The 23,148-nt window shown below is 72.2% G+C and carries 18 protein-coding genes; 13 read left to right on the plus strand and 5 right to left on the minus strand.

Annotation, left to right across the window (positions count from 1 at the left end):
• Position 1 precedes the first annotated feature (1 nt).
• From ACQ0O7_RS24410 to ACQ0O7_RS24430, 5 genes are read left to right on the plus strand one after another with little or no spacing between them, the layout of a single operon-like run.
• Positions 2–814: a class I SAM-dependent methyltransferase gene (locus ACQ0O7_RS24410; protein ID WP_430784588.1), complete on the plus strand. Its 813-nt coding sequence runs from the start codon at positions 2–4 to the stop codon at positions 812–814.
• Positions 811–1,596: a glycosyltransferase family 2 protein gene (locus ACQ0O7_RS24415; protein ID WP_430784590.1), complete on the plus strand. Its 786-nt coding sequence runs from the start codon at positions 811–813 to the stop codon at positions 1,594–1,596. Before ACQ0O7_RS24410 ends, ACQ0O7_RS24415 begins: the two co-directional genes overlap by 4 nt.
• Positions 1,593–2,315 (plus strand): hypothetical protein, encoded by a 723-nt coding sequence (locus ACQ0O7_RS24420; RefSeq protein ID WP_430784592.1) that lies wholly within the window; start codon positions 1,593–1,595, stop codon positions 2,313–2,315. Before ACQ0O7_RS24415 ends, ACQ0O7_RS24420 begins: the two co-directional genes overlap by 4 nt.
• Positions 2,312–4,384: an NAD-dependent epimerase/dehydratase family protein gene (locus ACQ0O7_RS24425; RefSeq protein WP_430784594.1), complete on the plus strand. Its 2,073-nt coding sequence runs from the start codon at positions 2,312–2,314 to the stop codon at positions 4,382–4,384. The genes ACQ0O7_RS24420 and ACQ0O7_RS24425 overlap by 4 nt, the downstream gene beginning before the upstream one ends.
• On the plus strand, positions 4,381–6,066 hold the full coding sequence (locus ACQ0O7_RS24430; RefSeq protein ID WP_430784596.1) for a hypothetical protein: 1,686 nt from the start codon (positions 4,381–4,383) through the stop codon (positions 6,064–6,066). The genes ACQ0O7_RS24425 and ACQ0O7_RS24430 overlap by 4 nt, the downstream gene beginning before the upstream one ends.
• Here ACQ0O7_RS24430 and ACQ0O7_RS24435 read toward each other — a convergent pair.
• Together ACQ0O7_RS24435 and ACQ0O7_RS24440 are read right to left on the minus strand one after the other, a co-directional pair.
• Complete coding sequence (locus ACQ0O7_RS24435; RefSeq protein WP_430784598.1) at positions 6,000–7,025, minus strand: hypothetical protein; 1,026 nt, start codon at positions 7,023–7,025, stop codon at positions 6,000–6,002. The two genes, ACQ0O7_RS24430 and ACQ0O7_RS24435, sit on opposite strands and share 67 nt — an antisense overlap.
• Positions 7,022–7,897, minus strand: a complete 876-nt coding sequence (locus ACQ0O7_RS24440) for a glycosyltransferase (protein ID WP_430784600.1) — start codon at positions 7,895–7,897, stop codon at positions 7,022–7,024. Before ACQ0O7_RS24440 ends, ACQ0O7_RS24435 begins: the two co-directional genes overlap by 4 nt.
• A 95-nt stretch (positions 7,898–7,992) precedes the next feature.
• Here ACQ0O7_RS24440 and ACQ0O7_RS24445 point away from each other — a divergent pair, with 95 nt between their 5' ends.
• Positions 7,993–9,543, plus strand: coding sequence for a diguanylate cyclase (locus ACQ0O7_RS24445; RefSeq protein ID WP_430784602.1), 1,551 nt, complete (start codon positions 7,993–7,995; stop codon positions 9,541–9,543).
• Between the two features lie 177 nt (positions 9,544–9,720).
• Here the strand turns inward: ACQ0O7_RS24445 and ACQ0O7_RS24450 are convergent, their stop codons facing one another.
• Complete coding sequence (locus tag ACQ0O7_RS24450) at positions 9,721–12,534, minus strand: hypothetical protein (protein WP_430784604.1); 2,814 nt, start codon at positions 12,532–12,534, stop codon at positions 9,721–9,723.
• Between the two features lie 158 nt (positions 12,535–12,692).
• Here ACQ0O7_RS24450 and ACQ0O7_RS24455 point away from each other — a divergent pair, with 158 nt between their 5' ends.
• From ACQ0O7_RS24455 to ACQ0O7_RS24465, 3 genes are read left to right on the plus strand one after another with little or no spacing between them, the layout of a single operon-like run.
• Positions 12,693–13,505 (plus strand): basic amino acid ABC transporter substrate-binding protein, encoded by an 813-nt coding sequence (locus ACQ0O7_RS24455; protein WP_430784606.1) that lies wholly within the window; start codon positions 12,693–12,695, stop codon positions 13,503–13,505.
• The gene (locus ACQ0O7_RS24460) at positions 13,502–14,296 is read left to right on the plus strand and encodes an amino acid ABC transporter permease (RefSeq protein WP_430784608.1); all 795 of its coding nucleotides are present in this window, start codon (positions 13,502–13,504) and stop codon (positions 14,294–14,296) included. Before ACQ0O7_RS24455 ends, ACQ0O7_RS24460 begins: the two co-directional genes overlap by 4 nt.
• A gap of 2 nt (positions 14,297–14,298) precedes the next feature.
• Positions 14,299–15,075, plus strand: a complete 777-nt coding sequence (locus ACQ0O7_RS24465) for an amino acid ABC transporter ATP-binding protein (protein ID WP_430784610.1) — start codon at positions 14,299–14,301, stop codon at positions 15,073–15,075.
• Between the two features lie 40 nt (positions 15,076–15,115).
• Here the strand turns inward: ACQ0O7_RS24465 and ACQ0O7_RS24470 are convergent, their stop codons facing one another.
• On the minus strand, positions 15,116–18,283 hold the full coding sequence (locus ACQ0O7_RS24470; protein WP_430784612.1) for a LamG-like jellyroll fold domain-containing protein: 3,168 nt from the start codon (positions 18,281–18,283) through the stop codon (positions 15,116–15,118).
• A 212-nt stretch (positions 18,284–18,495) separates the two neighbouring features.
• Between ACQ0O7_RS24470 and ACQ0O7_RS24475 the strand changes: the two genes are divergently transcribed.
• Positions 18,496–18,981, plus strand: a complete 486-nt coding sequence (locus tag ACQ0O7_RS24475) for a hypothetical protein (protein WP_430784614.1) — start codon at positions 18,496–18,498, stop codon at positions 18,979–18,981.
• A gap of 481 nt (positions 18,982–19,462) precedes the next feature.
• On the opposite strand, the gene ACQ0O7_RS24480 is transcribed toward ACQ0O7_RS24475, so the two are convergent.
• Positions 19,463–20,419, minus strand: coding sequence for a LacI family DNA-binding transcriptional regulator (locus tag ACQ0O7_RS24480; RefSeq protein WP_430784616.1), 957 nt, complete (start codon positions 20,417–20,419; stop codon positions 19,463–19,465).
• A gap of 130 nt (positions 20,420–20,549) precedes the next feature.
• On the opposite strand from ACQ0O7_RS24480, the gene ACQ0O7_RS24485 reads away from it, so the two are divergent.
• Genes ACQ0O7_RS24485 through ACQ0O7_RS24495 form a run of 3 tightly spaced genes read left to right on the plus strand, consistent with a single transcriptional unit; the run spans position 20,550 to position 23,148 of the window.
• Positions 20,550–21,368 (plus strand): ABC transporter permease, encoded by an 819-nt coding sequence (locus ACQ0O7_RS24485; protein WP_430784618.1) that lies wholly within the window; start codon positions 20,550–20,552, stop codon positions 21,366–21,368.
• Positions 21,365–22,156 (plus strand): ABC transporter permease, encoded by a 792-nt coding sequence (locus tag ACQ0O7_RS24490; protein WP_430784620.1) that lies wholly within the window; start codon positions 21,365–21,367, stop codon positions 22,154–22,156. The genes ACQ0O7_RS24485 and ACQ0O7_RS24490 overlap by 4 nt, the downstream gene beginning before the upstream one ends.
• A complete protein-coding gene (locus tag ACQ0O7_RS24495; RefSeq protein WP_430784622.1) occupies positions 22,153–23,148 on the plus strand; it encodes an ABC transporter ATP-binding protein in 996 nt (331 codons plus the stop codon). Before ACQ0O7_RS24490 ends, ACQ0O7_RS24495 begins: the two co-directional genes overlap by 4 nt.

Raw genomic sequence — 23,148 nt, forward strand, 5'->3', positions numbered from 1 at the left:
GATGCGTGAACTGATGATGGGAGTCGAAGGGCTGGCCCTGCTGCGCACCGCGACCACCGGCGACGACGACTTCGTGGCCGCCCGCGTCGACAGCCTGCGCCGCCTCGCCGGGGAACGGGGCGCCGGCAAGCCACTCACCGAACTCAGCCCGTCCGACGGATACGCGGTCTGGGCCGAACGCTACGACACCCTGCCCAACTTCGTCATCGCCGCCGAGGAACCCGCGGTGGCCGCCATCCTCGACGGGCTGCCACCGGGCCGGGCACTCGACGCCGCCTGCGGCACCGGGCGCCACGCCGCCCGGCTCAGCGCCCTCGGCCACCGGGTCACCGGCGTCGACCAGTCACCGGAGATGCTCGCCAAAGCCGTCGCCAAAGTGCCCGGCGCCCACTTCGAGACCGGGACACTGGACCGGCTTCCCGGACCCGGCCAGGCGTACGACCTGGTCGTCTGTGGTCTCGCCCTGGCCCACGTCGCCGAACTCGGCCCGGCGATCGGCGAACTGCGCCGCGTCCTCGCCCCCGGCGGGCGGCTGGTGATCACCGACCCGCACCCGTTCATGACCCTGCTGCAGGGCCCGGCCATGTTCGTCCGGCCGGACGGCGGGCTCGGCTTCGTGCCCTACCACGTGCACCTGGCCGCCGACTACCTGACCGCGTTCGCCGCACACGGCCTCACCGTCCGCTCCTGCCGCGAACCGCTGTTCGCCGGCCCCCTGCCACCCGGCGGCTACGAGGAACGGATCGCCGACGCCGCCATGGCCGCCTGGAAGGACATCCCGGCCGCGATCGTGTGGGACCTGGAGGCCCGGTGAACCCCACGGTGAGCTGCCTGATGGTCACCCGGGACCGCCCGGCGCTCGCCGACCGGGCCATCGGCTGCTTCGCCGCCCAGCACTACCCGCACCGGGAACTCGTCATCGTCTCCCAGGGCGGCCCGGCGTACACCGAACGGCTCCGGTCCTCGGTGCGCGCCCACGGCGTACCACAATCGGTGATCCTCGACGGTGACCCGGCGCTGCGCCTCGGCGCGCTGCGCAACCTCTCCCTCGACGCCGCCTCCGGCGACCTGGTCTGCGTGTGGGACGACGACGACCTCAACCATCCGGACCGGCTCACCGTCCAGATCGGCGCGCTCGCCGAAGCCGGGGCGCACAGCTCGTTCCTCAGCGACCACCTGCAACTCTTCGGCGCCGACCGGGAACTGCACTGGATCGACTGGCGCAGGCCACCGGCCGGGCGATACCCGCTGCTGCCGCCCACCATGCTGATGACCCGGGACACCCGGTTCCGATACCCGGAGAGCGGCCGGTACGAGCATTACGGCGAAGACTGGCAGCTCCTGCTTGACCTGCACCGCGACGTGCCCGTCCAGCATCTGCACGGGCACGGGCAGCTCTACATCTACACCTACCACGGCCGCAACGTCTTCCCCGGCGACCACCACCGCCGGATGCGGATCCGGTCCCGCCCGCGCGCCGAACTCGTCGCCGGCACGGCACTGATCCGGGCCGCGCTGGCCGCCTACCCACCACTCGGCCCGCTCCGCGTCTGCGGCGGCGACGGGCCCGCCTTCACCGTGGAGGACGATCGATGAAGCTGGTCAGCCATGCCGTCCGGCCCGAGATCTGGGACCGCGTCCCGGCCCTCTTCGACCGGGTGCTGCCCGAATACAACCTGCACGGCGACGTGATGGCCGGCTACTGGAAACGCCTCTTCGCCGAATTCGGGGAGTACCAGCTCGCCCTCATCGACGGTGACGACGTGCTCGCCGTCGCCCGGTCCCTCCCGGTCGCCTGGGACGACGTGTCCGGCGCCGGCATCGACGCGGCCATCGTCGCCGGCTTCAGCGGCGCTCCCTCCGACGTGCTGTGCGCGCTCGGCATCGAGGTCGCACCCCGGCACCGCGGTCGCCGGCACGCGGGCACCATGCTCACCGCACTGCGCGATCTCGCCGCCGGCACCGGGTTCGGCCGGCTGGTCGCGCCGCTGCGGCCCACCTGGAAAGAGCGATACCCCCTGACCCCGATCAGCCGGTACGCGTCCTGGACCACCGACCGTGGCGAGCCCTTCGACCCGTGGCTGCGCAACCATGTGGCCGCCGGGGGAGTGCTCGGCCCGTCCACCACCGCATCGTCGCTGATCACCGGAACCGTGCGGGAATGGGAGAGCTGGACCGGCATGGCCTTCCCGGACACCGGCGGGTACGTCTTCCCGCACGGCCTCGCCACCCTGGACGTCGACCGGGAACTCGACCGCGGCACCTACTGGGAGCCGTGCGTATGGGTCACCCATCCGGCCGGTGAGCGGCGATGACCGCTCCGGCACTGGCCATCGTCGGGTGCGGCGCGGTCACCGAGCTGTGCCATCTGCCCGCGCTGCTCCTCCCGGACCCGCCGTTCCGGGTCGCCGCCCTGGTCGACCGGGATCCGGCCCGAACGGCGTTGATCGCCGATGCCCTCGGGTATCCGGTCGCCACCTTCACCGACGTGCGCGAACTGCCCGGCCCGCGCCCGGGTGCCGGGTCGCGGCGCCCCGGTGCCGTGCCGTCGCTTCCTGGTGCCTCGGTGCCGCGGATCGACGCCGCTCTGGTGGCCACCGGGCCGGGATCGCAGACCACGGTCGCCGGGATCCTGGCCGCCGCCGGGATCCCGGTGCTGCTGGAGAAACCGGTCGCGCTGACCGCTTCTGATCTCGGCCCGCTGCTCGCGAGCGGGGTGCCGGTGATCCCCGCGCACGTCCGGCGGTTCTATCCGGCCACCCCGTGGGTGGCGCAGCTGCTCGCCTCCGGGCGCCTCGGCCGGCTGCTGCGGGTCCGGTGGCGGGAGGGCGCCGCCTACGCCTGGCCGGCGGCCGGGCCGTCCGCCTTCGCACCCGGTCCGGGCGGTGGCGTCCTCGCCGACCTCGGGCCGCACGTCCTCGACCTGCTGGGCTGCTGGCTGGGTGGACCCGCCGAACTGCTCTCCCACCGGGACAACACCGGGCCCGGTCGGCTCCACGCTGAGTCCGGTTTCGATCAGAATGTTCGTGGTGCCGCGTCCGAGGTCGAACTGCGCCTCGCCGTCGGCGCGGTGACCGCCGAGGTGACCCTGAGCCGCCTGCGCGCCCTGGCGAACCAGATCGTCCTCGAAGGCACCGACGCCACCCTGACCATCGGCACCGAACGGGCCGCCGGCTACGAGATCAGCGGCCCGGCACCGTCCCGTGGCCGCATCCCGGCCACCGACCCGGCACTGCTGACCCGGGCCGGTCTCTTCCGCCACCAGCTGGTCCGCTTCGCCCGCACGATCCACGGCCCACCGTCCCCCGCGACGGAGGTCCCGGTGGCGGCGACCCTCGGCGAGGCCGCCGCGACGGTCGATCTGATCGCCCGCTGCCGGCCGGCCGGCGGTCTGCCCCGCCCGTGGGAGCCGTCACGGCGGACGTCCACCGCGCGGTCCGGATCGCCGTCGGGTGGGCGGGTCGCGGTCACCGGAGCCGGCGGGTTCATCGGCGGGCATGTCGTCGAGTACCTGCTCGACAGCGGGGTGCCGGAGGTGGTGGCGGTGGTCCGTACCCACGCGCGCCGGGCACGCCTCGCCCACCGTGCGCCGGACCGGCTGCGGTTCGTGACCGCCGACATCCGGGACGCCGGTGCGCTGACGGCGGCCTTCCGGGGCTGCGACGCGGTGGTGCACACGGTCTACGGCTCGCACGGCGAACCCGGGGAACGCTGGACCGTGACGGTCGACGGCACGGCGGCGGTCCTGGCCGCGGCGGCCCAGGCGGGTGTGCGCCGCCTGGTCCATCTGAGCAGCGCGGCCGTCTACCGGGCGGGCACCGGGCCGGCACTGACCGAGGACTCACCGCCGCTGGTCCCGGAACCGGGCGACCTCTCCTACGCGGCACAGAAGGCCGCCGCCGACACCCTGGTCACCGAGGGCGGTCCGGGCGGCGTCGAGGTGGTGCGACTGCAACCCGCCGCGGTGTACGGGCCGATGGGGCCGGTCTGGACGATCCGGCCCCTGCGCCGGCTGCGGGAGGACAACGCCTGCCTGCCCGGCGGTGGCGGCGGCACCTGCGACGTGGTCCACGTGCACGACGTGGCGAGCGCGGTCGCCCACCTGCTGACCGCGCCGGCGGTCGCCGGAAGCCGGTTCCTCCTCACCGGCCCGGAGACGACGAGCTGGGGCGACTACTACGACCGGTACCGGGACCTGCTCGGCCTGCCCCGCCTGGACCTGCCGGACAGCCCGGCCTGGGCGGACCGCGACCGGGAGTTGTTCGGCCGGCGTACCACCGTCGACGCCTCCCGCCTGGCCGGCACCGGCTTCCGCCCCCGGATCGGCCTGGACGAGGGAATGGCCTCGGTGTCCGGCTGGGCGAGCTGGGCGGGCCTCACTTGACTGCGGTCCCGGACCCGGCGGGCGAGGACCGGACGGCGCTCGGCCGTGGCCGGTACCGGTTCGGTGGCTCGGTCCTCACCCACCCGGCCCGGGGCGACGCCGGGGCCCGGGTGGCCGCTCAAGGACCGCCCGGCCTGCTCCGGGTGGTCGTCGATCCGTGGCCGGACGGGCCGCCGACCGCGCTGCGGACCGCGATCGCCGCCTGGGCGAGCGTCCCCGCCGGCCACACCCACCACCTGGTGTTGCAGGACGACATGCGGCTCGCGGACGGAATCTGGGACCGGGTCCTCGACGCGATCGAGGCCGCGCCGGACGCCGCGCTCGCGCTGTTCGCCAACGGGGACTCGCGCAACGGCGCGATGGTCCGGATCGGCGCGTTACAGGGGGACCGGTGGGTGCCGGCGGTGGGCGAGTACACGCCGTGCGCCGCGCTGGTGCTGCCCCGGGAGATCGCGCTCGGATACGCGCGGGCCGCTGATGACCAGCGTGCCGACGGCTGGCCGGACGACATCCTGATGCAGCGGTTCCTGCGTACCGCCGGGGTCCGCTGCCTGATCGCCGTCCCGAACCTGGCCGAACACGAGGACGGGCCCAGCATCGCCGGGAACGCGTTCCGGGGCCCCCGCCGGTCGGCCTGCTTCCTGCCGGTGGCGCCACCCGGCCCACCCCGGATCATGCCGGAGCCGCCGTGGCTGGTGCCGTTCCTGAAGAACGGCGTCGCCCAATGCCTCGAACGCGCCGCCGACGGCACCTGGCTGCACCTGGAGACCGAGGCCCGGCTCCGGCTGCGCGGCGCCCCGCCGGCCCACGGCCTCACCCCGGAGGAACACGGCGTCTGGCTGACCGCTCATGCGCTCGGCCTGCTCTCCCGCTCCGCACCATCCCGGCCGGGGACGCCCTCCGGTCCGGGCCCGGCCGTACCCGGACCGTCCTCTCACCCGGCTTCGAGCGCCACTGAAGACGCCGCGGGGATGGATGCCGCCGGGATGGATGCCGCCGCGGCTGAGGCGCTGCGCACGATCGGGCCGGGTGGTGTCAGTCAGCGGCCCGGTGCCCCGCTCGGTGCGGACGACCTGCGGCGACTCGCTGATCTCGCCGTTCGCGCGGTCGGCGCCGGACGGACCGGTCCACTGCGACCGCCCGCCCCGTCCCGCGCCGTGGTGCTCCGGCATGACGGCGACTCGCGGACCGCGCATCTCCCCGCGTACCTCGCCGCGTTTCTCGCCGAGGACGGGATCGCGGTGACCTTCGCCGAGGACGGTGCGGATCTGAATCACATCGACGCAGACCTGTACGGGCCGGGATGCGGACCGGGCGAGGCCGTCGGCACGCTGGTGTGGCAGGCGTTGCGGTCGCGTCCGATCCTGCTCACCGACGACCAGCCCGCGCTGATCCGCCCGCTGCACGTCCGGGATGTGGCCCGCATCCTCGCGCGGGGTGGTGGGCAGGAGCCGGTCCCGGCGTATCCGCTGGAGGTCTTCGCGCACGCCGTGGCGCGAGCGGTCCGCCCGGTCCCGGTGCGGGATCTGCGCCGGGGGAGGGCGAGGGCGGCGGCCCCGCGGGTGGTGGATACGGAGCTGGGGTTTCGTCTGCACCACTACGCGCAGTGGCTCGCCTATGAGTGGCGGGGTGGTGTCGCGCCGGTGACCAGGACCTCCGCCGGGGAACCGTCGGCCCGGTAGGCCCGCGCGACGGCCTCCGCGATCGAGCTCGCGTCGTCGGCGCGGCAGATTCCGGTCAGGGCTCCGCCGCCGCCCGCGCCGCTCACCTTCAACGGGAGGCCGGCCGTGCCGCGGGCCAGAGCGCGTAAGCGTTCCAGCACCGGGGTGGACATCCGCTGGTGGTCACGCATCGCCCGGTGTGCCTCGGTCATCGCGGCGCCCAGGGCGGGCAGGTCGCGGCGGATGATCGCGTCCCAGGCGACGGTGGTGGCGGTGTCGCAGCGGCGGATGTAGGCGGCCAGTTCCGGGTCGTCACGGTGCTGCTGGGCGCGTACGTCCCGGATGTGGCCGGGTGTTGATTTGGGGGATCGGGAGTCCACCACGATCACCGCCCACTCGCTGGGGAAGGTGGTGTGGCCGGTCACCGCGGGCAGGCCGGCCGGGCGGCCGTCGAAGCGGGTCACGCCGCCCAGGTCGATGGCCAGCTGGTCCATGCCGCCGCCGTTGCAGAAGGCGAATTCGAACTCGTACGCCCAGCGCACCCGGTCGGCGCGGGTGGCGTCCGGTGCGTAGACGTCGAACAACGCCATGATCAGGGCGGTGGAGCTGGACAGGCCGCTGGCGATCGGCGCCCGGGTGTCGACGGTGACCGGTGCCGGTGGGCCGTCGTCCGGGTGCAGGAAGGACCACACCTCGTGGGCCCACGGCACCTCCCGCGGCGTGGTGGCCGGGGACACCGTGGTCGGCAGGTCGAGGGCCACGCACAGCGACCGGCCACCGAGCCAGTCCAGGTCCTCCCCGGACAGGCAGGCCCGAACCGGCCGTGACGAGCCGGGCGGGGTGGGCCGCGCCGGCCGCGACGAGCCGAGTGGGGTGGCCGGGGCCGGCTGGGCGGGGCCGGGCTGGGCGGGGCCGGGCTCGGCGGGAACGGGCTGGGCGGGGCCGGGCTCGGCGGGAACGGGCTCGGCGGGGCTGGTCATGGGCACCACACCCGCTGTTCGAGGCTGCCGCGCAGGCGGCCCAGGCGCCACGCCGTCTCGCAGACCCACGGGCCGGCGCGGTCCGGGTCGCGGAGGTGGCCGGCCCGGGCCAGCAGGCCGAGCCATTCGCGGGCGGCCTCGGCGGTGCTGTTGACGGTGAGGCCGTGGGCGCGGAAGTCGCGGAGCAGGCGGGCGTCGGCCCGGCCGTATCCGATCTGCTGGCGGGCCAGCGGCCACAGTCCGTCGCGCAGGCGGTACCGGACCACCGCGCCGGGTGCGAAGCCGACGGTGTGCCCGGCGAGCTGGGCGCGCACGCAGAGTTCCACGTCGTCGCCGCCCCCGCCGGTGTAGGTCTCGTCGAAGCCGCCGAGGGCGGTGAACACCTCGGTGCGGACGGCCATGCAGGCGCCCGTCGCGTACGGCAGCCAGCCCATGATCAGCGGCAGCCGGTCGGGCGGGTTGGCCGGCCGGGACGCCCGGGTGCGCGGGCTGTTGAGCGCCACCGGGTCGAGGTAGCCGCCGGCGATGTCGGTGTCCGCGCAGGCCGCGACCAGCCCGCTCAGCCAGGTGGGGGTGGCCTCGTCGTCGGCGTCGCAGAAGGCCACGATCCGGCCCCGGGCGGCGCGGGCCCCGGCGTTGCGGGCGCTGTTCACGCCGGGGTGGCCGGCGCGGACCACCCGGAGCCGGGGCAGCCGGCCGGTCCAGCCGAGGGCGGTGTCGCCGGTGCCGTCGGTGGAGCCGTTGTCGGCGACGACCACCTCCCAGTCGCCGCCGTAGTCCTGGGCGGTGAGGGCGGCGAGCTGGACGCCGATCCGGTGGGCCTCGTCGCGGGCGGGGATGACCACGGTCGCGTCACATCGACGGCCTTCCATGCCGGAATCCTATCGGGTGGGGAGGCCGCCGCGGGGAAGTCTCATCTCCGGGCCGGTCCCGCCGACCGTAGGGCCATGGAAAGCGGGGAATGCCGATGAATCGTCTGCCGGTGCTGGTGTCGCCGTACGGTCCCTATGCCGGCCTCGCGCTGCATGTGCACGATCTGACGATTCGTGGGCATCACACCGAGACGCTTCTCGCCGCGGACGAGGCGGAGGCGATCACGCTGATGCTCGGCGACCACCGCACCCACCGGGTCAGCCGGCTGGGGCGGATGTACGCGCTGCGGTCGCTCGGGCGGCTGGACGAGGCCATGCGGATCGCCGAGGACCTGATCGAGGACCAGAAGGCGCTGGGCGGGCCGAAGGCCACCGACGCCAAGATCATGGCGGACGCCGCCGAGGTGCTGATCCACCTCGGCCGCATCGACGAGGGCCTGCACTACGTGGCCCGCGCGATGGCGGTGCTGGACGTGGCGCCCCGCAAGGGCCTGCGCTACTTCTCCGCGATGGCCTCGCTGGCCGAGGCGGCCCGCTGCGCCGACCTGTTCGAACTCGCCGACGACGCGATGCGCCGCTGCATCGAGTCGTTCGAGAACCCGGACGACCTGTACCGGTCGGCCGCCGAGCTGACCCACATCGAGCTGTGGCTGGAGTGGTCGCTGCGGCTGGACCAGGTGGGGCGCACCGAGGACGCGGCGAACCTGGTCGACAAGTGCGTGGCAGTGGTGGAGAAGCTGTTCGGGGAGGGCGTCGACTCGCCACTCGGGTCAGCGGTGCTGGCCGTCTGCTATGCCAAGTCCGGGCGTACCGAAGAAGCCTTCGAACTGGTCGGTGACCTGTTGCCGCGGATGCGGGAGGCCGGCCAGTCGCACGAGGCCCGGATGCTGCACCTGGCCAACGGGGTGGCGCTGCGGAGCACCGGTGAGTGGCGGGCCGCGCGCCGGGAGTTCCGGGCCGCCCTGGAGCTGTCGGTGCTGCGGTCCCAGAAACTGCTCTTCCAGTACGAGCTGGCCACCACCGCCGTCCTGGAGTTCCCCGGCGAACCCACCCAGGCGGTGCTGGAGTCGCTGCGCGGGCACGTCGAGGCGCTGTGGCAGCTGCGGCTGGACCGGCGCACCATGCTGCGGCAGGCGTACCGCCGGGTCGAGCTGGAGGCGGCCCGGATGAGCGCCGATCTGGCCGCGGCCTCGGACGCGCTGACCGGGCTGGGCAACCGGCGGATGTTCGACCGGCGGATCAACGCGGTCACCGGCGGTGGAACCCTGCTGCTCATCGACGTGGACCACTTCAAGCACATCAACGACCACTACTCGCACGGTGTCGGCGACCGGGTGCTCGGCGAGATCGCCGCGGTGCTGCGCTCGCACTGCCGGCACGACGAGGTGGCGATCCGGTTCGGTGGCGACGAGTTCGCCATGTTCCTGTCGGTGGGTGAAACGGAGGCCCGGGAGATCGCCGAGCGGATCCGCCGGGTGATCCTGGCCCGGGACTGGAACACCATCGTGCCGGGCCTGACGGTGACCCTCAGCATGGGCCTGGCCGAGTGCCGGTCCGACGAGCCGGGCCGGGAGCTGTACGACCGGGCCGACGCCAACCTGTACGCCGCCAAGCGCTCCGGCCGGAACCAGCTCGCCGCCGCCTGACCGAGCCGATGCGGCCCGTCCCTGATCCGGGGGCGGGCCGCATCGCCGTTTCCCGGTCCGCTGGGACACGAACCGGCCGGGGTGGGAGACGAACCGGCCCGGTCGGACCGAACCGGTTTGGGAACCGAACCGGCCCGCCTGCCGCGAGGGCAGACGGGCCGGAGGGGGTGGCGCGGATCAGCGGGTGGTGGTCACCGAGGCGGCCGCACCGGTGTTCCCGGCCCGGTCGACGGCGACGACCGTCCAGGTGTGCCGGCCCGCCGGGGTGGTCACCGCAGCCGACGTCGTGCCGGCCGCGACGGTGGTCACCCGGACGCCGTCCAGCGACAGGACGTACTCGGACACGCCGCTGGTCCGGTCGGTGGCGGCCCGCCACGACAGCGTGCCGTCGGTGAGCCTCACCGGGGACACCGGGGTGGGCGCGGTCGGGTCGTACGTCCAGACGACGGTGGCGGGCGTGGACAGCACCCCGGCGTTGTTGACCGCGGTCACCGTCACCGTCTGCCGGCCCTCGACCGGCCGGTACGACCAGCTGGTGCCGGTCACGGTCGCCTTCTGGGAGCCCACGCTCACCCGGTACGAGGCGATCCCGGACTCGTCGTCGGCCGCCGCGTCCCAGGTGACGGTGACCGGCCCGGTCCGGGCCAGGCTGTCGGCGGCCGGGGCGGTGAACACCGGCGCGGACGGGGCGGTCCGGTCGGTCCAGGCGGTGAACCGGGTGGCCGTGCCGGTGTTGCCGGCCGCGTCGACCGGGGTCACCGTCCAGGTGCGGCGTCCCGGGCCGGCGGTGTTGGCCACCTCGGCCCGGGTGACCGTCACCGGGTCGCCGTCGTCGATCCGGACCTGCCAGGACACCGGGGAGCCGGTGCCGCCCGGCGCGGTCCAGGTCAGTTTCGACTGGTCGGCGGCGAGCTTGACGGCGACCGGGGCCGGCGGGGCGACCGTGTCCACCTTCACCGTCACCGAGGCGACCCTGGCGGCGGTGCCGGCCAGGTTCCGCGCCAGCACCGTCACCGCGACGCTGCCGTCGGCGGGGGCGGTGACCGTCGCGGTGGTGGTGTCCGCGTCGACGGTGGCGACCGTCCGGCCACTGACCGACACGGTGTAGGAGGCGATGCCCGAACCGGGCGCCGAGGCCGGGTTCCAGGTGACCGTCAGCTGCCGGGTGTTCTGCCAGGCGCCGGCGGCCGGCGCGGTGATCACCGGCGGGACCGGGGCGGCCGGATCGACCCAGAGGGTGGTCTCGGTGGCGGCGCCGGTGTTGCCGGCCGCGTCCGACGGGGTGACCGAGACGGTGCGGCGGCCGGCGGTGATGCTCACCGAGGCGGGCGCGGCGGTCACCGTCCGGGCCAGGACACCGTCGATCCGGACCGCGTACGACCGGGTGGTGCCGGTGTCGGCCGGGGCGGTCCAGGTGACCGAGCGGCCGTCCGCGGCGACCTTGAGCGCGGTGACCGCGGCGGGGGCCGTCGAGTCCCGTACCACGGTCCGGGCCGCGCCCGCCTTGACCAGGCCGGCGCCGTTGACCGCGACCACCGCGACCGCGTTGCGGCCCTCGGCCAGCGGCACCTCGGCGGTCCGGGTGGAGCCGTCGGTCTCGGCGACGGTGGCGCCGTTGACGGTCACCCGGTAGCCGGTGACACCGGACTCCTTGTCCACCGCGGCGGTCCAGCTGACCGGCGCCGACTCCAGCCGGGCCGGGGCGGCCGGGACGGTGACGACCGGGGCGACCGACGGGGCAGTGGTGTCGGTGGATCCGGCGACCAGTTCGACGCGCGCCGTGGTGTCGCCGGTCGCGGTGACCTTGACCGCCTTTCCGGTGCCCGGGATCGGCCAGGTGGCGCCGGCCGGCAGGTTCGCGGCGGTGAACGCGGTGGCGGTGGCCGGCTGCATGTCGAGCAGGCGGGTGGTCGGCGGCGTGCCGGTGCTCCGCAACCGCACCTGGACGCCGGCCCACCGGCTGACCCGGGTGTCCCGGCCGGCCGCCGGGCGGTAGTCGACGAAGATCGTGCCGGTGGCGACCGGGATCCGCAGGCCCGACGTGCCGGAGTGCGCGGAGAGCGCGGTCAGTTCGGCCGGGGACGTCGTGGTGGTCTGCTGGAGGCCGAGGTAGTCACCGAACGCCGAGTTCAGGTTGCCGGACGGTACGCCGGACATGCCGTACCCCATCACGTCGGTCCGATCCTCGTACTCGCCGACCGTGCAGTTGTCCGACAGCGGCACCCGGGCGCCGCTCGCCGACGTGCACTTGGCCCAGTTGGCGTGGCCCAGCCCCAGGTTGTGGCCGAACTCGTGGGTGAACACGTCCTCGATCGGATAGCCGTTGATCCACATCATCGGCCCGTTCACCGAGCCCAGCCCGGCCCAGGTGCAGGCCGAGTACCTCGGGAAGTAGACCGCCACGTGGTTCTTCGGGTCGGCCGGGGTGGCCGTCGCGTGGGCGGCCAGCGCGGCGTTGTAGATCGCGGCGGCGTTGCAGGAGGTGGTGGGCGCGGCCATCTGCTTCCAGTCGCGCACGTCGACGCTGACGGCGACGTCACCGCCGGACTGCTCGGCCCAGTAGTCCCTCGCCTGGTTGGCCAGGGTGGTCAGCGACTCCTGGGTCTGCGCGTCCGTGGAGTTCCAGAACACCGGCAGCACGGTCAGCGTGTGCGATCCGGCGGCCGACACCGCGCGGGCGCCCCGGGTTCCGGCGGCCGGCTCGGCGGACACCACCGCCGAGCCGCGCAACCGGACAGTGGCACGGGTGCCGGACGCGACCCCGGTCAGTGCGCCGTCCGGGACCTCCAGCAGGCGCCCCTGGACGCGTACGAAAGTCCGGGTCTGATCCTCATGGCCGGCATGGTCCTCCGCGCCGGGTGGCTGATCCACGATCACGGTCTCGACCGTGCCGGTCAGCGGGGCGGGCTCGGCGGCGTACGCCGTCCCGGGGACGAGCATCGCGGCCACTGCCGCGGAGGTGACGAACGTGCCGAACCGACTGGGTGCCATGGGCTCGCCATCGGCTGCCGGCGCGACGACCTGAAAAGATCTCCGCCCGGATTTGCCCCCCCGAGCGTGACCTAACCGAGTCCACATCGACAGCCGTCCGCAGTCGAATTGGCATAATCTTGCCCGATCCACTACCTGGCCGGGGGAGATGTATGAACATGACGCGACGTTTCAACAAGACGGCTGTGCTGGCCGCCGCCGTCGCGCTGGCGATCACGGGCTGCGCCAAGGAGGACACCTCGGTCACCACCGAGACCGGTGTCCCGCTGATCAAGGCCGGTGCGCTGACCACCTGCACCCATCTGCCGTACGCGCCGTTCCAGTCCAAGGACTCCAGCGGCAAGGTCGTCGGGTTCGACGTGGCGCTGATCGACCTGGTCGCCACCAAGCTCGGTGTCACCCAGGAGATCGTCGACACGCCTTTCGAGGGCATCAAGTCGGGCTCCGACCTCAACGCCGGCAAGTGCGACGTGGCCGCCGCCGGCATGACCATCACCGACGAGCGCAAGCAGGTGCTGGACTTCTCCGACCCGTACTTCGACGCCACCCAGGCCCTCGCGGTGCAGACCGGCAAGACGGTCAAGACCCTGGAGGAGCTGGCCGGCAAGCGCCTCGGCGTGCAGGGCGGCACCACCGGCGAGGACTACATCAAGACCCAGGTCGGTGAGAAGAAGCTGGACATCGAGGTGGTGTCCTACAAGGACCTCGCCGCACTCCAGCAGGCCCTCGCCACCAACCAGGTCGAGGCCGCCGTCAACGACCTGCCGGTCTGGAACGAATACATCAAGGCCAACCCCGGCAAGGTCGAGGTCGCGGCCGGCTTCGACACCGGTGAGCAGTACGGCTTCGCCGTCAAGAAGGGCAACGCCGAATTGCTGAAGGCGGTCAACGAGGCGCTCGCCGCGGCCCGCGGCGACGGTAAGTACGACGAGATCTACAAGCAGTGGATCGGCGAGAAGCCCGCCGCATGAAGCTGAGTCCACGCCGCCGGCGGCTGGTCGCCCGGGTCGCCGGCTACGTCGTCTTCGCCGCGGTCATCCTGACCGTGGCGGGGGCGGCCGACTGGGGGCGCCTGTCCGAGGCGTTCTTCCGGCTCGACATCGCCCGCGACATGTTCCCCGACGCGATCACCGTCGCGTTGCGCAACACCGTGACGTACACGCTGCTGGCCTTCGTCTTCGGTCTGACCCTCGGACTGATCCTGGCGCTGATGCGGCTGTCGTCGGTGCTGCCCTACCGCTGGTTCGCCACCGCCTACATCGAGCTGTTCCGCGGCCTGCCGTCACTGCTCGTGCTGTTCATGGTCGGTTACGGCGTGCCGCTGGCCTTCCCGGACCGGGAGATCCCCGGCGGCGTCTACGGCTCGGTCGCCGTCGGTCTCGGCCTGACCGCCGCGGCCTACATGGCGGAGACCATCCGGGCCGGCATCCAGGCCGTCCCGAAAGGACAGCTGGAAGCCGCCCGCACCCTCGGCATGTCACACACCCGCGCGATGATCTCGATCATCCTGCCGCAGGCGTTCCGGATCGTCATCCCGCCGCTGACCAACGAGATCATCCTGCTGACCAAGGACACCTCCCTGGTGTACGTCCTGGGCGTCACGTCGACCACCATCGAACTGACCAAGTTCGCCGGTGACACACTCAACCAGCGGGTCAACCCGACGCCGCTGGTGGTGGCCGGACTCCTCTACCTGCTGATCACCCTGCCGCTGTCGCAGCTGGTCCGCGGGCTGGAGCGCCGGGCCGGAAGGGAGAGGTGACGATGTCCACCATCGAGATCGGCGGACTGCACAAGTCCTTCGGTGACCTTCAGGTGCTGCGCGGCATCGACCTGGCCGTCGACCCGGGCGAAGTGGTCTGCGTGATCGGCCCGTCCGGTTCGGGCAAGTCCACCCTGCTGCGCTGCGTGAACCTGCTGGAGCAGCCGACCGCCGGCACCATCCGGGTGGCCGGGACCGAACTCACCGACCCGGACTGCGACATCGACGCCGTCCGGCGCGGCATCGGCATGGTGTTCCAGCAGTTCAACCTGTTCGGGCACCTCACCGTCCGGGAGAACGTGACGATCGCCCAGCGCCGGGTGCTCAGACGTGGCCGGGCCGAAGCCGACCGGATCGCCACCGAGAACCTGGAGCGGGTGGGTCTGGCCGACAAGGCCACCGCCTACCCGGCCCAGCTCTCCGGCGGCCAGCAGCAGCGGGTGGCGATCGCCCGCTCGCTGGCGATGGACCCGCAGCTGATGCTCTTCGACGAGCCGACCAGCGCCCTCGACCCGGAGTTGGTCGGCGAGGTCCTGGCGGTGATGCGCGGCCTGGCCGCCGACGGCATGACCATGCTGGTGGTGACGCACGAGATGGCGTTCGCCCGCGAGGTGGCCTCCCGGGTGGTCTTCATGGACGGCGGCGTGATCGTCGAACAGGGCCCGCCGTCGGAGGTGTTCGGCCGCCCCCGCGAGGAGCGCACCCGCGAGTTCCTGCACCGCGTCCTGGACCCGGCCGGCGTCAGCGAGTCGGAGATCGGCGCCCACCACCCCGAGTGACAGACGCCGGGGAGACCGTGACGGCCTCCCCGACGTCATCTCAGGGCCGGCCGGCCGCCGCCAGCGCGGCCACCTCGGCGTCGGTCAGGGCCCGGTCGTACGCGCCCACCTGATCGATCGAGCCGGACCACCAGTCGGTCGGGTTGCCCGCGTACTTCGCGCGCCCGACCGACAGCGGCCCGGTGCTGACCACGTCCGGCCCGGCCGGCACCGCCGCCACCCGCTGCCCGTCCACGAAGAGCCGGACCTCGCCGGTGCTGTGGTCGCGCACCCCGGCCAGGTGGTACCACCGGTTCAGCTCCGGCGTCACCACCAGGCGGGCCCGGTTGCCGCCCGGGGTGCTGAACGCGAAGGCGCCCTGCCCGTACTGCAGATAGAAGGGGTTCTCCCGGGCCCGGCCGTCCTGGCTGACCACCGTCGCGTAGTTGCCGGGCAGCTTGTCCAGGGTCACCCACGCGGACACCGTGTAGTCCTCCGTGGTGTCCAGGACCGGTGCGGTGGTGTCCGCGGAGTCCCCGTCACCGTCGAACCTCAGCGCCGACCCGGCGACACCCGTGGTCCAGGAGGTGTCGCCCTTCAGGGTCAGATCACTGCCGGACAGGGCGTCGCGGGCCACGGTGCCACTCGCCTCGTCCAGCCTCCACTCACCCCTCCCCGGGAAGGTGGCGTCCGCCCCGGCGGTGCGGCCGGCTTCGATCACGGCGCGGTTGATCGCCCGTACCGGCGCGGGGTCGACCTTGATCTCCCGCCGGTCGTAGGTCCAGAGCCCGTTCAGCTCGGTCTCCAGGTCGGTGATCTGGGTGTAGACCGAACCGGACAGCTCCGCCCCGGCCGCCTCCAGGTAGAACTGGCGGGTGTTGTCGACGTACTTGGCGGTCAGCGCGGCCTTGTCCGGCACCCCGCTGTAGATCACCGCCGGCGGTCCCGGCCACATGTGCCCGGGAGTGCGCAGGGTGAAGCCGCCGTGCTCGCCGTCCATCGCGATCCGGGTGGCGTCCGGGTACGGCGGGTCGTTGTTGACGTAGTCGTGGTGGTCGATCACCTCGCCCTTGCCGGAGTCACCCTTCGACGCACAGCAGTTGACGCCGCTGTGCGCGTTCAGGATCCGGGACGGGTCTTCATTCTTGACAGAGGTCGCGATCCGGCCTGTCTCCTCCCGGTCCCACTCGCCCCAGCCCTCGTTGAAGACGATCCAGCCGATGATCGACGGGAAGTTGTGCAGCTGCCGCATCATCTCCCGGCCCTGGCTGAGGAACGCCTCCTGGCCGGCCGTGCTGTTGATGTCGGCCGAGACGAAGTCCTGCCAGACCAGCAGGCCCAGCTCGTCGGCGTGCCGGTAGAACCGGGCCGACTCGACCTTGATGTGCTTGCGGACCGCGTTGAACCCGAGCCTCCTGGTCTCCACCAGGTCGAAGCGCAGCGCCGCGTCACTGGGCTGGGTGTAGAGGCCCTCCGGCCAGAAGCCCTGGTCCAGAGTGGCCAGCGAGAAGATCGGCTCGCCGTTGAGGACCAGCTTCGGGAAGCCGCCGACCTTCTGCACCTCGATCTCGCGCAGGCCGAAGTAGCTCTTGACGGTGTCCTTGCCGAGGGTGATCTTCAGGTCGTAGAGGTAGGGGTCGTCCGGGCTCCAGAGGCGGGGCTTGTCGATCTTCAGAGTGAGATCAGAGTTGGCGGCACCGGTGGTTTTGCCAACCTTTTTACCCTTTTTGTCGTACGCGGTCGCAGTGATCTTGGCCGTTGAGTCGGCCGTGACTCGCAGGCGGACCTCTTTGCGATCGGCGGTGATCTTGAGGTCGTCGATGGCCCCCGGGGCGACCGGCTCCAGCCAGACCGTCTGCCAGATGCCCGAGGAGGGCTCGTAGACGATGCCGCCCGGGTTCAGCGACTGCTTGCCCTTCGGCTGGTTCGGCCCGGTCACGTCGGTGACCCCGACGATGATCTCCTGCGGGCCCTTCCTCGTCAGGGCGCCGGTGATGTCCGCGGTGAACGCGGTGTAGCCGCCGGTGTGCTCGGTGACCAGGGTGCCGTTCACCCAGACCTTGGCCTGATAGTCGACCGCCCCGAAGTTCAGCTTGACCCGCTTGCCGGCCCAGCCCTTCGGCACGGTCACCAGCTTGCGGTAGAACATGTGATCCTCGCGCCGCTCGATCCCGGACAGCAGCGACTCCACCGGGAACGGGACGGTGATCTTCTCGGCCAGCTTCTCACCGAACACCGGCTGCTCACCGGCCTGCGCGGCGGCGAACTCCCACTGCCCGTTCAGGTTCAGCCAGTCCTCGCGGACCAGTTGCGGGCGCGGGTACTCCGGGAGCGGGCGATTCTTGTCCACCCTGTCGCCCCACGGTGTGGTCAGGCGGTGCGTGGAGGTGTTCACCGCGGACCGGATGATCTGCGGAACCGTCTCGCCGCCGACGACCAGGCCGCCGGTGCCGTCGTAGTCGACCCGGACCCGCTGATCCTTCTGCACCCTCTCGGTCAGCGTGATGATCACCCTGGACCGGTCGCGCCGGTCCACCCGTGCCTCCCGCACCGGAAAGCGGGTGGTGTCCACCTCCACCGACAGATGCTCGGTGAACTGCCCGAGGGTGCCGACCGGTGCCGCGAAGTCGGCCACCACCGTGCTGCCGTCGGCGCCCACCGTCAGGTCCACCGGGAAGATCTGGAAACCGTCCGGCGGGGTGAACGCCGACTCCGGCACGATCTGCTTCGGCAGCCCGGCGCCGGCCCAGCGCAGGAACAGGTTCGCCCCGCCGATGTCCTGGAACATCTCGATCTTCACGTCGTGCGCCTCGCCCGCGACCAGCGGCACCGGGGCACTGGTCTGCTCGCGGTCCCAGTCACCGACCCAGTGGTCGATCACCGGCTGCTCGTCGATCAGGAACCGGAACCCGTTGTCGCCGATCATCGAGAAGGTGTAGTCGCCGGTCGCCGGGGCGGTGATCTTTCCGGTCCAGCGGGCGGTGGTGTGCTCGGTCCGCCCGGTCAGCGACTCGAAGGTGCCGGCCAGCCCCGGCAGGTCGATGTTCGGATCCAGTGCGATGCCGCCGAGCTCGGCGAAGTCGCGGGCTCCCGGGGCGGACATCCGGAAGTACTCGCCCTTGAGGCCGTGCACCTCGGCGGCCGCCGCCGCGGGTGTGGCCGGCACCGTCAGCGCGGCGAGGACGAGGAGGGACGCGGTGAAAAGGGATCTGAGGGACGTTCGTGGCATCGAAATTGTTTCCCTTCGCGCAACGACGTAACGAGATCACATTGGCGTATTTACATGTTCGATGTCAACGAAAGCCAACAGGATCCAACAGTTCCGCAACTCGCCCGGTGTGACGGTTGTGTCACTCCCATGACGGTTGCGCTGCAGCCGATGGCAAACCCGGTTTCACCGGCGACAGTTGATCCAGACCCGCAGGCCCGAGAGGAGCGCCGATGACCCGCCTGGAGCACACCGAGACGATCCACAGCGATAGCGCCCAACTCGGGGCCGCACCCCAGGTCGTCGCCCGGGCCGCCGACTTCGGCGCCGCCGAGCGCGCCCTGGACCGGCTGATCCAGGGTGGGGTGCCGGCCGGGCGGGCGGTGATCGTGGCGTGCGGTCGCCGGACGGCCGCCAAACGGCCCGCGGCCCGTGCGGCCCGCCGGGGCGCCCTGTCCGGGCTGGTGGTCGCGGTCCTCATCGAGCACCTGCTGGCCTGGTTCGACCTGATCATCCCGATCGCCGACATGACCTGGAGCACCCTGGTGGCGGCCGGGCTGGGCGCGCTGATCGGCGCCGGGATGGGCATGATCATTCGTGAGTTCGCCGGGGAGGACGGGCCGGCCGAGGTCGTCCCGGACCACTACGACGTGCTGGTCGCCGGCGAGGTGTCCGACCATGCCGTCCGCCTGCTCGGCCCGGAGCCCCTGACCGACTGACCGCTACCGCGTGCCAACTTCCGGCGCGCTCCACCCCGAAAGTAACCACAAGCTCGCGGTCCACAGCTCGCGTGGTCATTTCCGGCGCGTTCCGCCCCGAAAGTAACCACGCGCTCGTGGTCCGCAGTTCGTGTGGTCATTTCCGGTGCGTTCCGTGCCGGAGGTAACCACGCGCTCGCGGTTGGCGGTTCGTGTGGTCATTTCCGGTGCGCTTCGTGCCGGAAGTTGCCACGCGGTCGTGGTTGGCGGTTCGTGTGGTCATTTCCGGTGCGCTTCGCGCCGGAAGTTGGCACGGGGTCTTGGTTGGCGGTTCGTGTGGTGACTTTCGGTGCGCTTCGCGCCGGAAGTTGCCACGCGCTCGTGGTTCCTGGTTCGTGTGGTGACTTTTGGTGTGCCTTGTGCCGGAAGTTGGCACGGGGGCTTGGATTTTGGGTTGTGTGGTGAGTTCTGGGGCGGAGTGCGCCGGAAGTCGGCACGGGGGTTAGGCGCGGCTCCAGGCGACCTGGACCGGTAGGCGGAGGCGGCGGGTTTCGGCGGGGGAGAGCAGGGCCGCGGCCAGCAGGTCCATCGCCGCCCGGCCCAGGCCGTCGCCGTCGACGTCGATGGCCGGGATGCCGGGGGCTCCGAGGGCGTCGGTCACCGTCGTCTCGGCGCTGACCACGATGTCGTCGGGCACGTGCACGCCCCGGCCACGGAGCGTGAGCATCAGGCCGAGGGTCAGGGCCGTCGCGTAGGGGACCACCGCGGTCGCCCCGGACTCCAGCACCTCGTGGGCCGCGGTCACCCCGGCGGCGAAGGTGGCCGGGAACGGGCCGTGCACGGTCAGCTCGGCGCCGGAGCGGCCGGCCGCCTCCCGGGCCGCCGCCTCCCGGCCGGGGTCCTGCCAGGAGCCGGGTGGGCCGCCCAGGTAGGCGATCCGCCGGTGCCCGCGCACCGCCAGCCCCTGCACCACGGCGCCGATCGCGGTGGCGGTGTCGGCGACCACCGACGGCAGCCCGTCGGCTTCCCGGTCCACCAGCACGGTCGGCTTGACCGCCGCGATCGCCGTGACGTGCTCGTCGGTGCCCCGGGGCGCGGCCAGGATCAGGCCGTCGACCTGGGCGGCGAGGCGTTCCAGCGCGGCCACCCCGGCGGCCGTCTCCAGGGATGCGACGGCGACGGTGAGGTGCAGGTCGGATTCGGCGGCCCGGGCCTGGGCGCCGCCGATGATCGGGGCGAAGAAGGCGTTCTCCAGGGTGGGCACCACGAACGCGGCCAGGCCGGTGCGGCCCCGGGCGAGCTGGCTGGCGGTGCGGTTGAGCACATAACCGAGTTCGTCGGCGGCGGCCCGGATGCGGGCGATGGTCTCCGGCGCGACCATCTCGGGGCGGGCCAGGGCGCGCGACACCGTCGACTTGTTGTAGCCGGCGAGCGCTGCCACATCCGCCAGGGTTGCCACGCGGCGTCCTCCATGTTCGTTACACGCTGTTTACCAGCTCTGATGCAGCACCATCATCCTCGGGGAGGTAGCCTGCGTGCAACCGGTTGTGCAACCGGTTGCATGAGACCAAGTCACGAAAAGCTAGGGAATGACTCGTAAATCCGCTCTCCTCCTGCTGCCGGGGCTCGCGTTCCTCGCCATCGGGTTCCTCGTGCCCGCGGTGGCGATGCTCGTCGCGCCGCCCGGCGAGGAGACCACGGCGGTGTTCGCACGGTTCGGCGAGATGCTCACCGACCCGTACGAGCTGCGCATCATCGGGCGCACCGTCACGCTCGGGCTGATCGTGACGGCCATCTGCGTCGGTCTGGGCTTCCCGATCGCGTACCTGCTGGCCCGCTCCACCAGCCGGTGGGGTGGCGTCCTGCTGGCGCTGGCGATCTTCCCGCTGCTGCTCAGCAACGTGGTCCGGACCTTCGGCTGGCTGGTGCTGCTCGGTGCCAACGGGGCCATCGGCAAGCTGCTCACCTCGACCGGCCTGGCCGACGAGGCGCCGCAGCTGCTCTACACGCCGCTGGCCATCGTGCTCGGCCTGACCCAGCTCTTCCTGCCGCTGGCGATCATCTCCTGCTACTCGGCGGTCGCGCAGATCGATCCGGGGCTGGACGACGCGGCCCGTGGGCTGGGCGCCGGGCGGACCCGCACCTTCTGGACCGTGGTGGTGCCGCTCGCACTGCCCGGAGTCGTGGTCGCGGCCACCCTGGTGTTCGCCGGATCGGTCACCGCGTACACCACGCCCTATCTCCTGGGCGGCTCCGGTCAGCGGATGCTGGCCACCCAGCTCTTCTCGTACGCGTCGGTCTCGGTCGACTGGGCCGCGGCCAGCGCCACCGCGCTGATCATGACGATCCTGGTCTTCCTGGTCTCCGGCCTGTCCTCGCTGGCTGGCCGGAAGGGAGCCACGACATGAGGCGCCCGGTCGCGAGCACCCTGGCGGTGTTCGGCTACCTCATCATGATCGTCCCGATCCTGTTCGTGGTGGCCACCGCGTTCAGTGCCGGGCGGACCCTGCGGTTCCCGCCGGAGGGTTTCTCGCTCCAGTGGTTCGAGGCCGCGGTCACCTACCGGCCGTTCATGGAGTCGCTGGTCTCCAGCCTGTGGCTGGCGCTCGGCGCGACCGCGCTGGCCCTGCTGATCGGGGTGCCGGCCACCATCGCCATCCACCGCGGGAAGATCCCCGGGCGCGGACTGGTGGAGGGGCTGTTCCTGTCCCCGCTGATCGTGCCGGAGCTGGTCGTCGGGCTGGCGCTCTACCAGCAGCTGATGATCGGTTTCGGGCTGGACAACCTGACCACTCTGATGCTCGGGCACACCGCGCTGCTGCTGCCGTACGCGGTCCGCGTCACCGGCGCCTCCCTGGCGCTGGCCGACCCGGCCGTCGAGGAGGCCGCGCGGGGTCTGGGCGCCTCGCCGGTGCGCGCCTTCGTCACCGTCACGCTGCCGCTGCTGCGGCCCGGGATCTTCTCGGCCGCCCTGCTCGGTTTCGTCACCTCGTTCAACAACGTGCCGCTGTCGCTGCTGCTGCAGGACCGGGAGTTCCGGACGCTGCCGGTCACGATGCTCGACTACGTCCAGCAGAGCTACAACCCACGGATCGCCGCGATGGCCACTCTCATCCTCGCCGCGACCGTCGTCATCGCGGTCATCGCGGAGCGCACCGTCGGCTTCGCCAAGATCTTCGGAGGAATCAACCGATGAGTACGGCTGCCGAGTTCATCGGGGTGACCCAGCGGTTCGGTGACTTCACCGCCGTGGACGCCATCGACCTGGAGATCCCCGAGGGGAAGCTGACCACGCTGCTCGGGCCGAGCGGCTGCGGCAAGACCACCTCGCTGCGGATGCTGGCCGGGTACAGCCTGCCCACCGCGGGCACGATCAACATCCACGGGGTGGACAGCACGAGGCTGCCGCCGGAGAAGCGCGGGCTGGGCATGGTGTTCCAGTCCTACGCCCTGTTCCCGCACATGACGGTGGCCGACAACGTCGCCTACGGCCTCAAGATCCGGAAAGTCGGTAAGAAGGAGGCGTCGGCGAAGGTCGCGGAGACCCTCGACCTGGTCGGCCTCGGTCACCTGGCCAGGAGCAGGCCCAAGCAGCTCTCCGGCGGCCAGCAGCAGCGTGTCGCCCTGGCCCGGGCGATCGCCATCCAGCCCCGGCTGCTCCTGCTCGACGAGCCGCTGTCGAACCTGGACGCCCGGCTGCGGGTGCAGATGCGCGCCGAGCTGCGCCGCATCCAGTCGGAGACCGGCCTGACCGTCGTCCTGGTCACCCACGACCAGGACGAGGCGCTGGAGATGTCCGACCTGATGGTGCTGATGAAGAGCGGCCGGATCATGCAGGCCGGCTCGCCGCGGGAGGTCTTCGCCCACCCGGCGAACCGGTTCGTGGCCGACTTCCTGGGATACGAGAACTTCTTCACCGACAAAACCGGAAATTTCCGTACGGTACGGCCGGAGCACCTGCGGCTGGGCGTCGACCACGACGGCGAACGCCTGGACGCCACCGTCGTCTCCACCGCCTACCGGGGTGTCGACCTGCTGGTGACCGTGGAGGCCGTCGACGGCGCCGGCCGGACGGTCCGCCTGGTGGCCGACGTCCGCAACTCGGCGGCGGTCGAGCCCGGCACCCGGACCACGGTCAGCGCCGACCCGGCCCACCTCGTCACCCTCGAAGATTCCGGAAAGGAATAA

This window comes from Actinoplanes sp. G11-F43, assembly GCF_050589265.1.
Classification (GTDB): domain Bacteria; phylum Actinomycetota; class Actinomycetes; order Mycobacteriales; family Micromonosporaceae; genus Actinoplanes.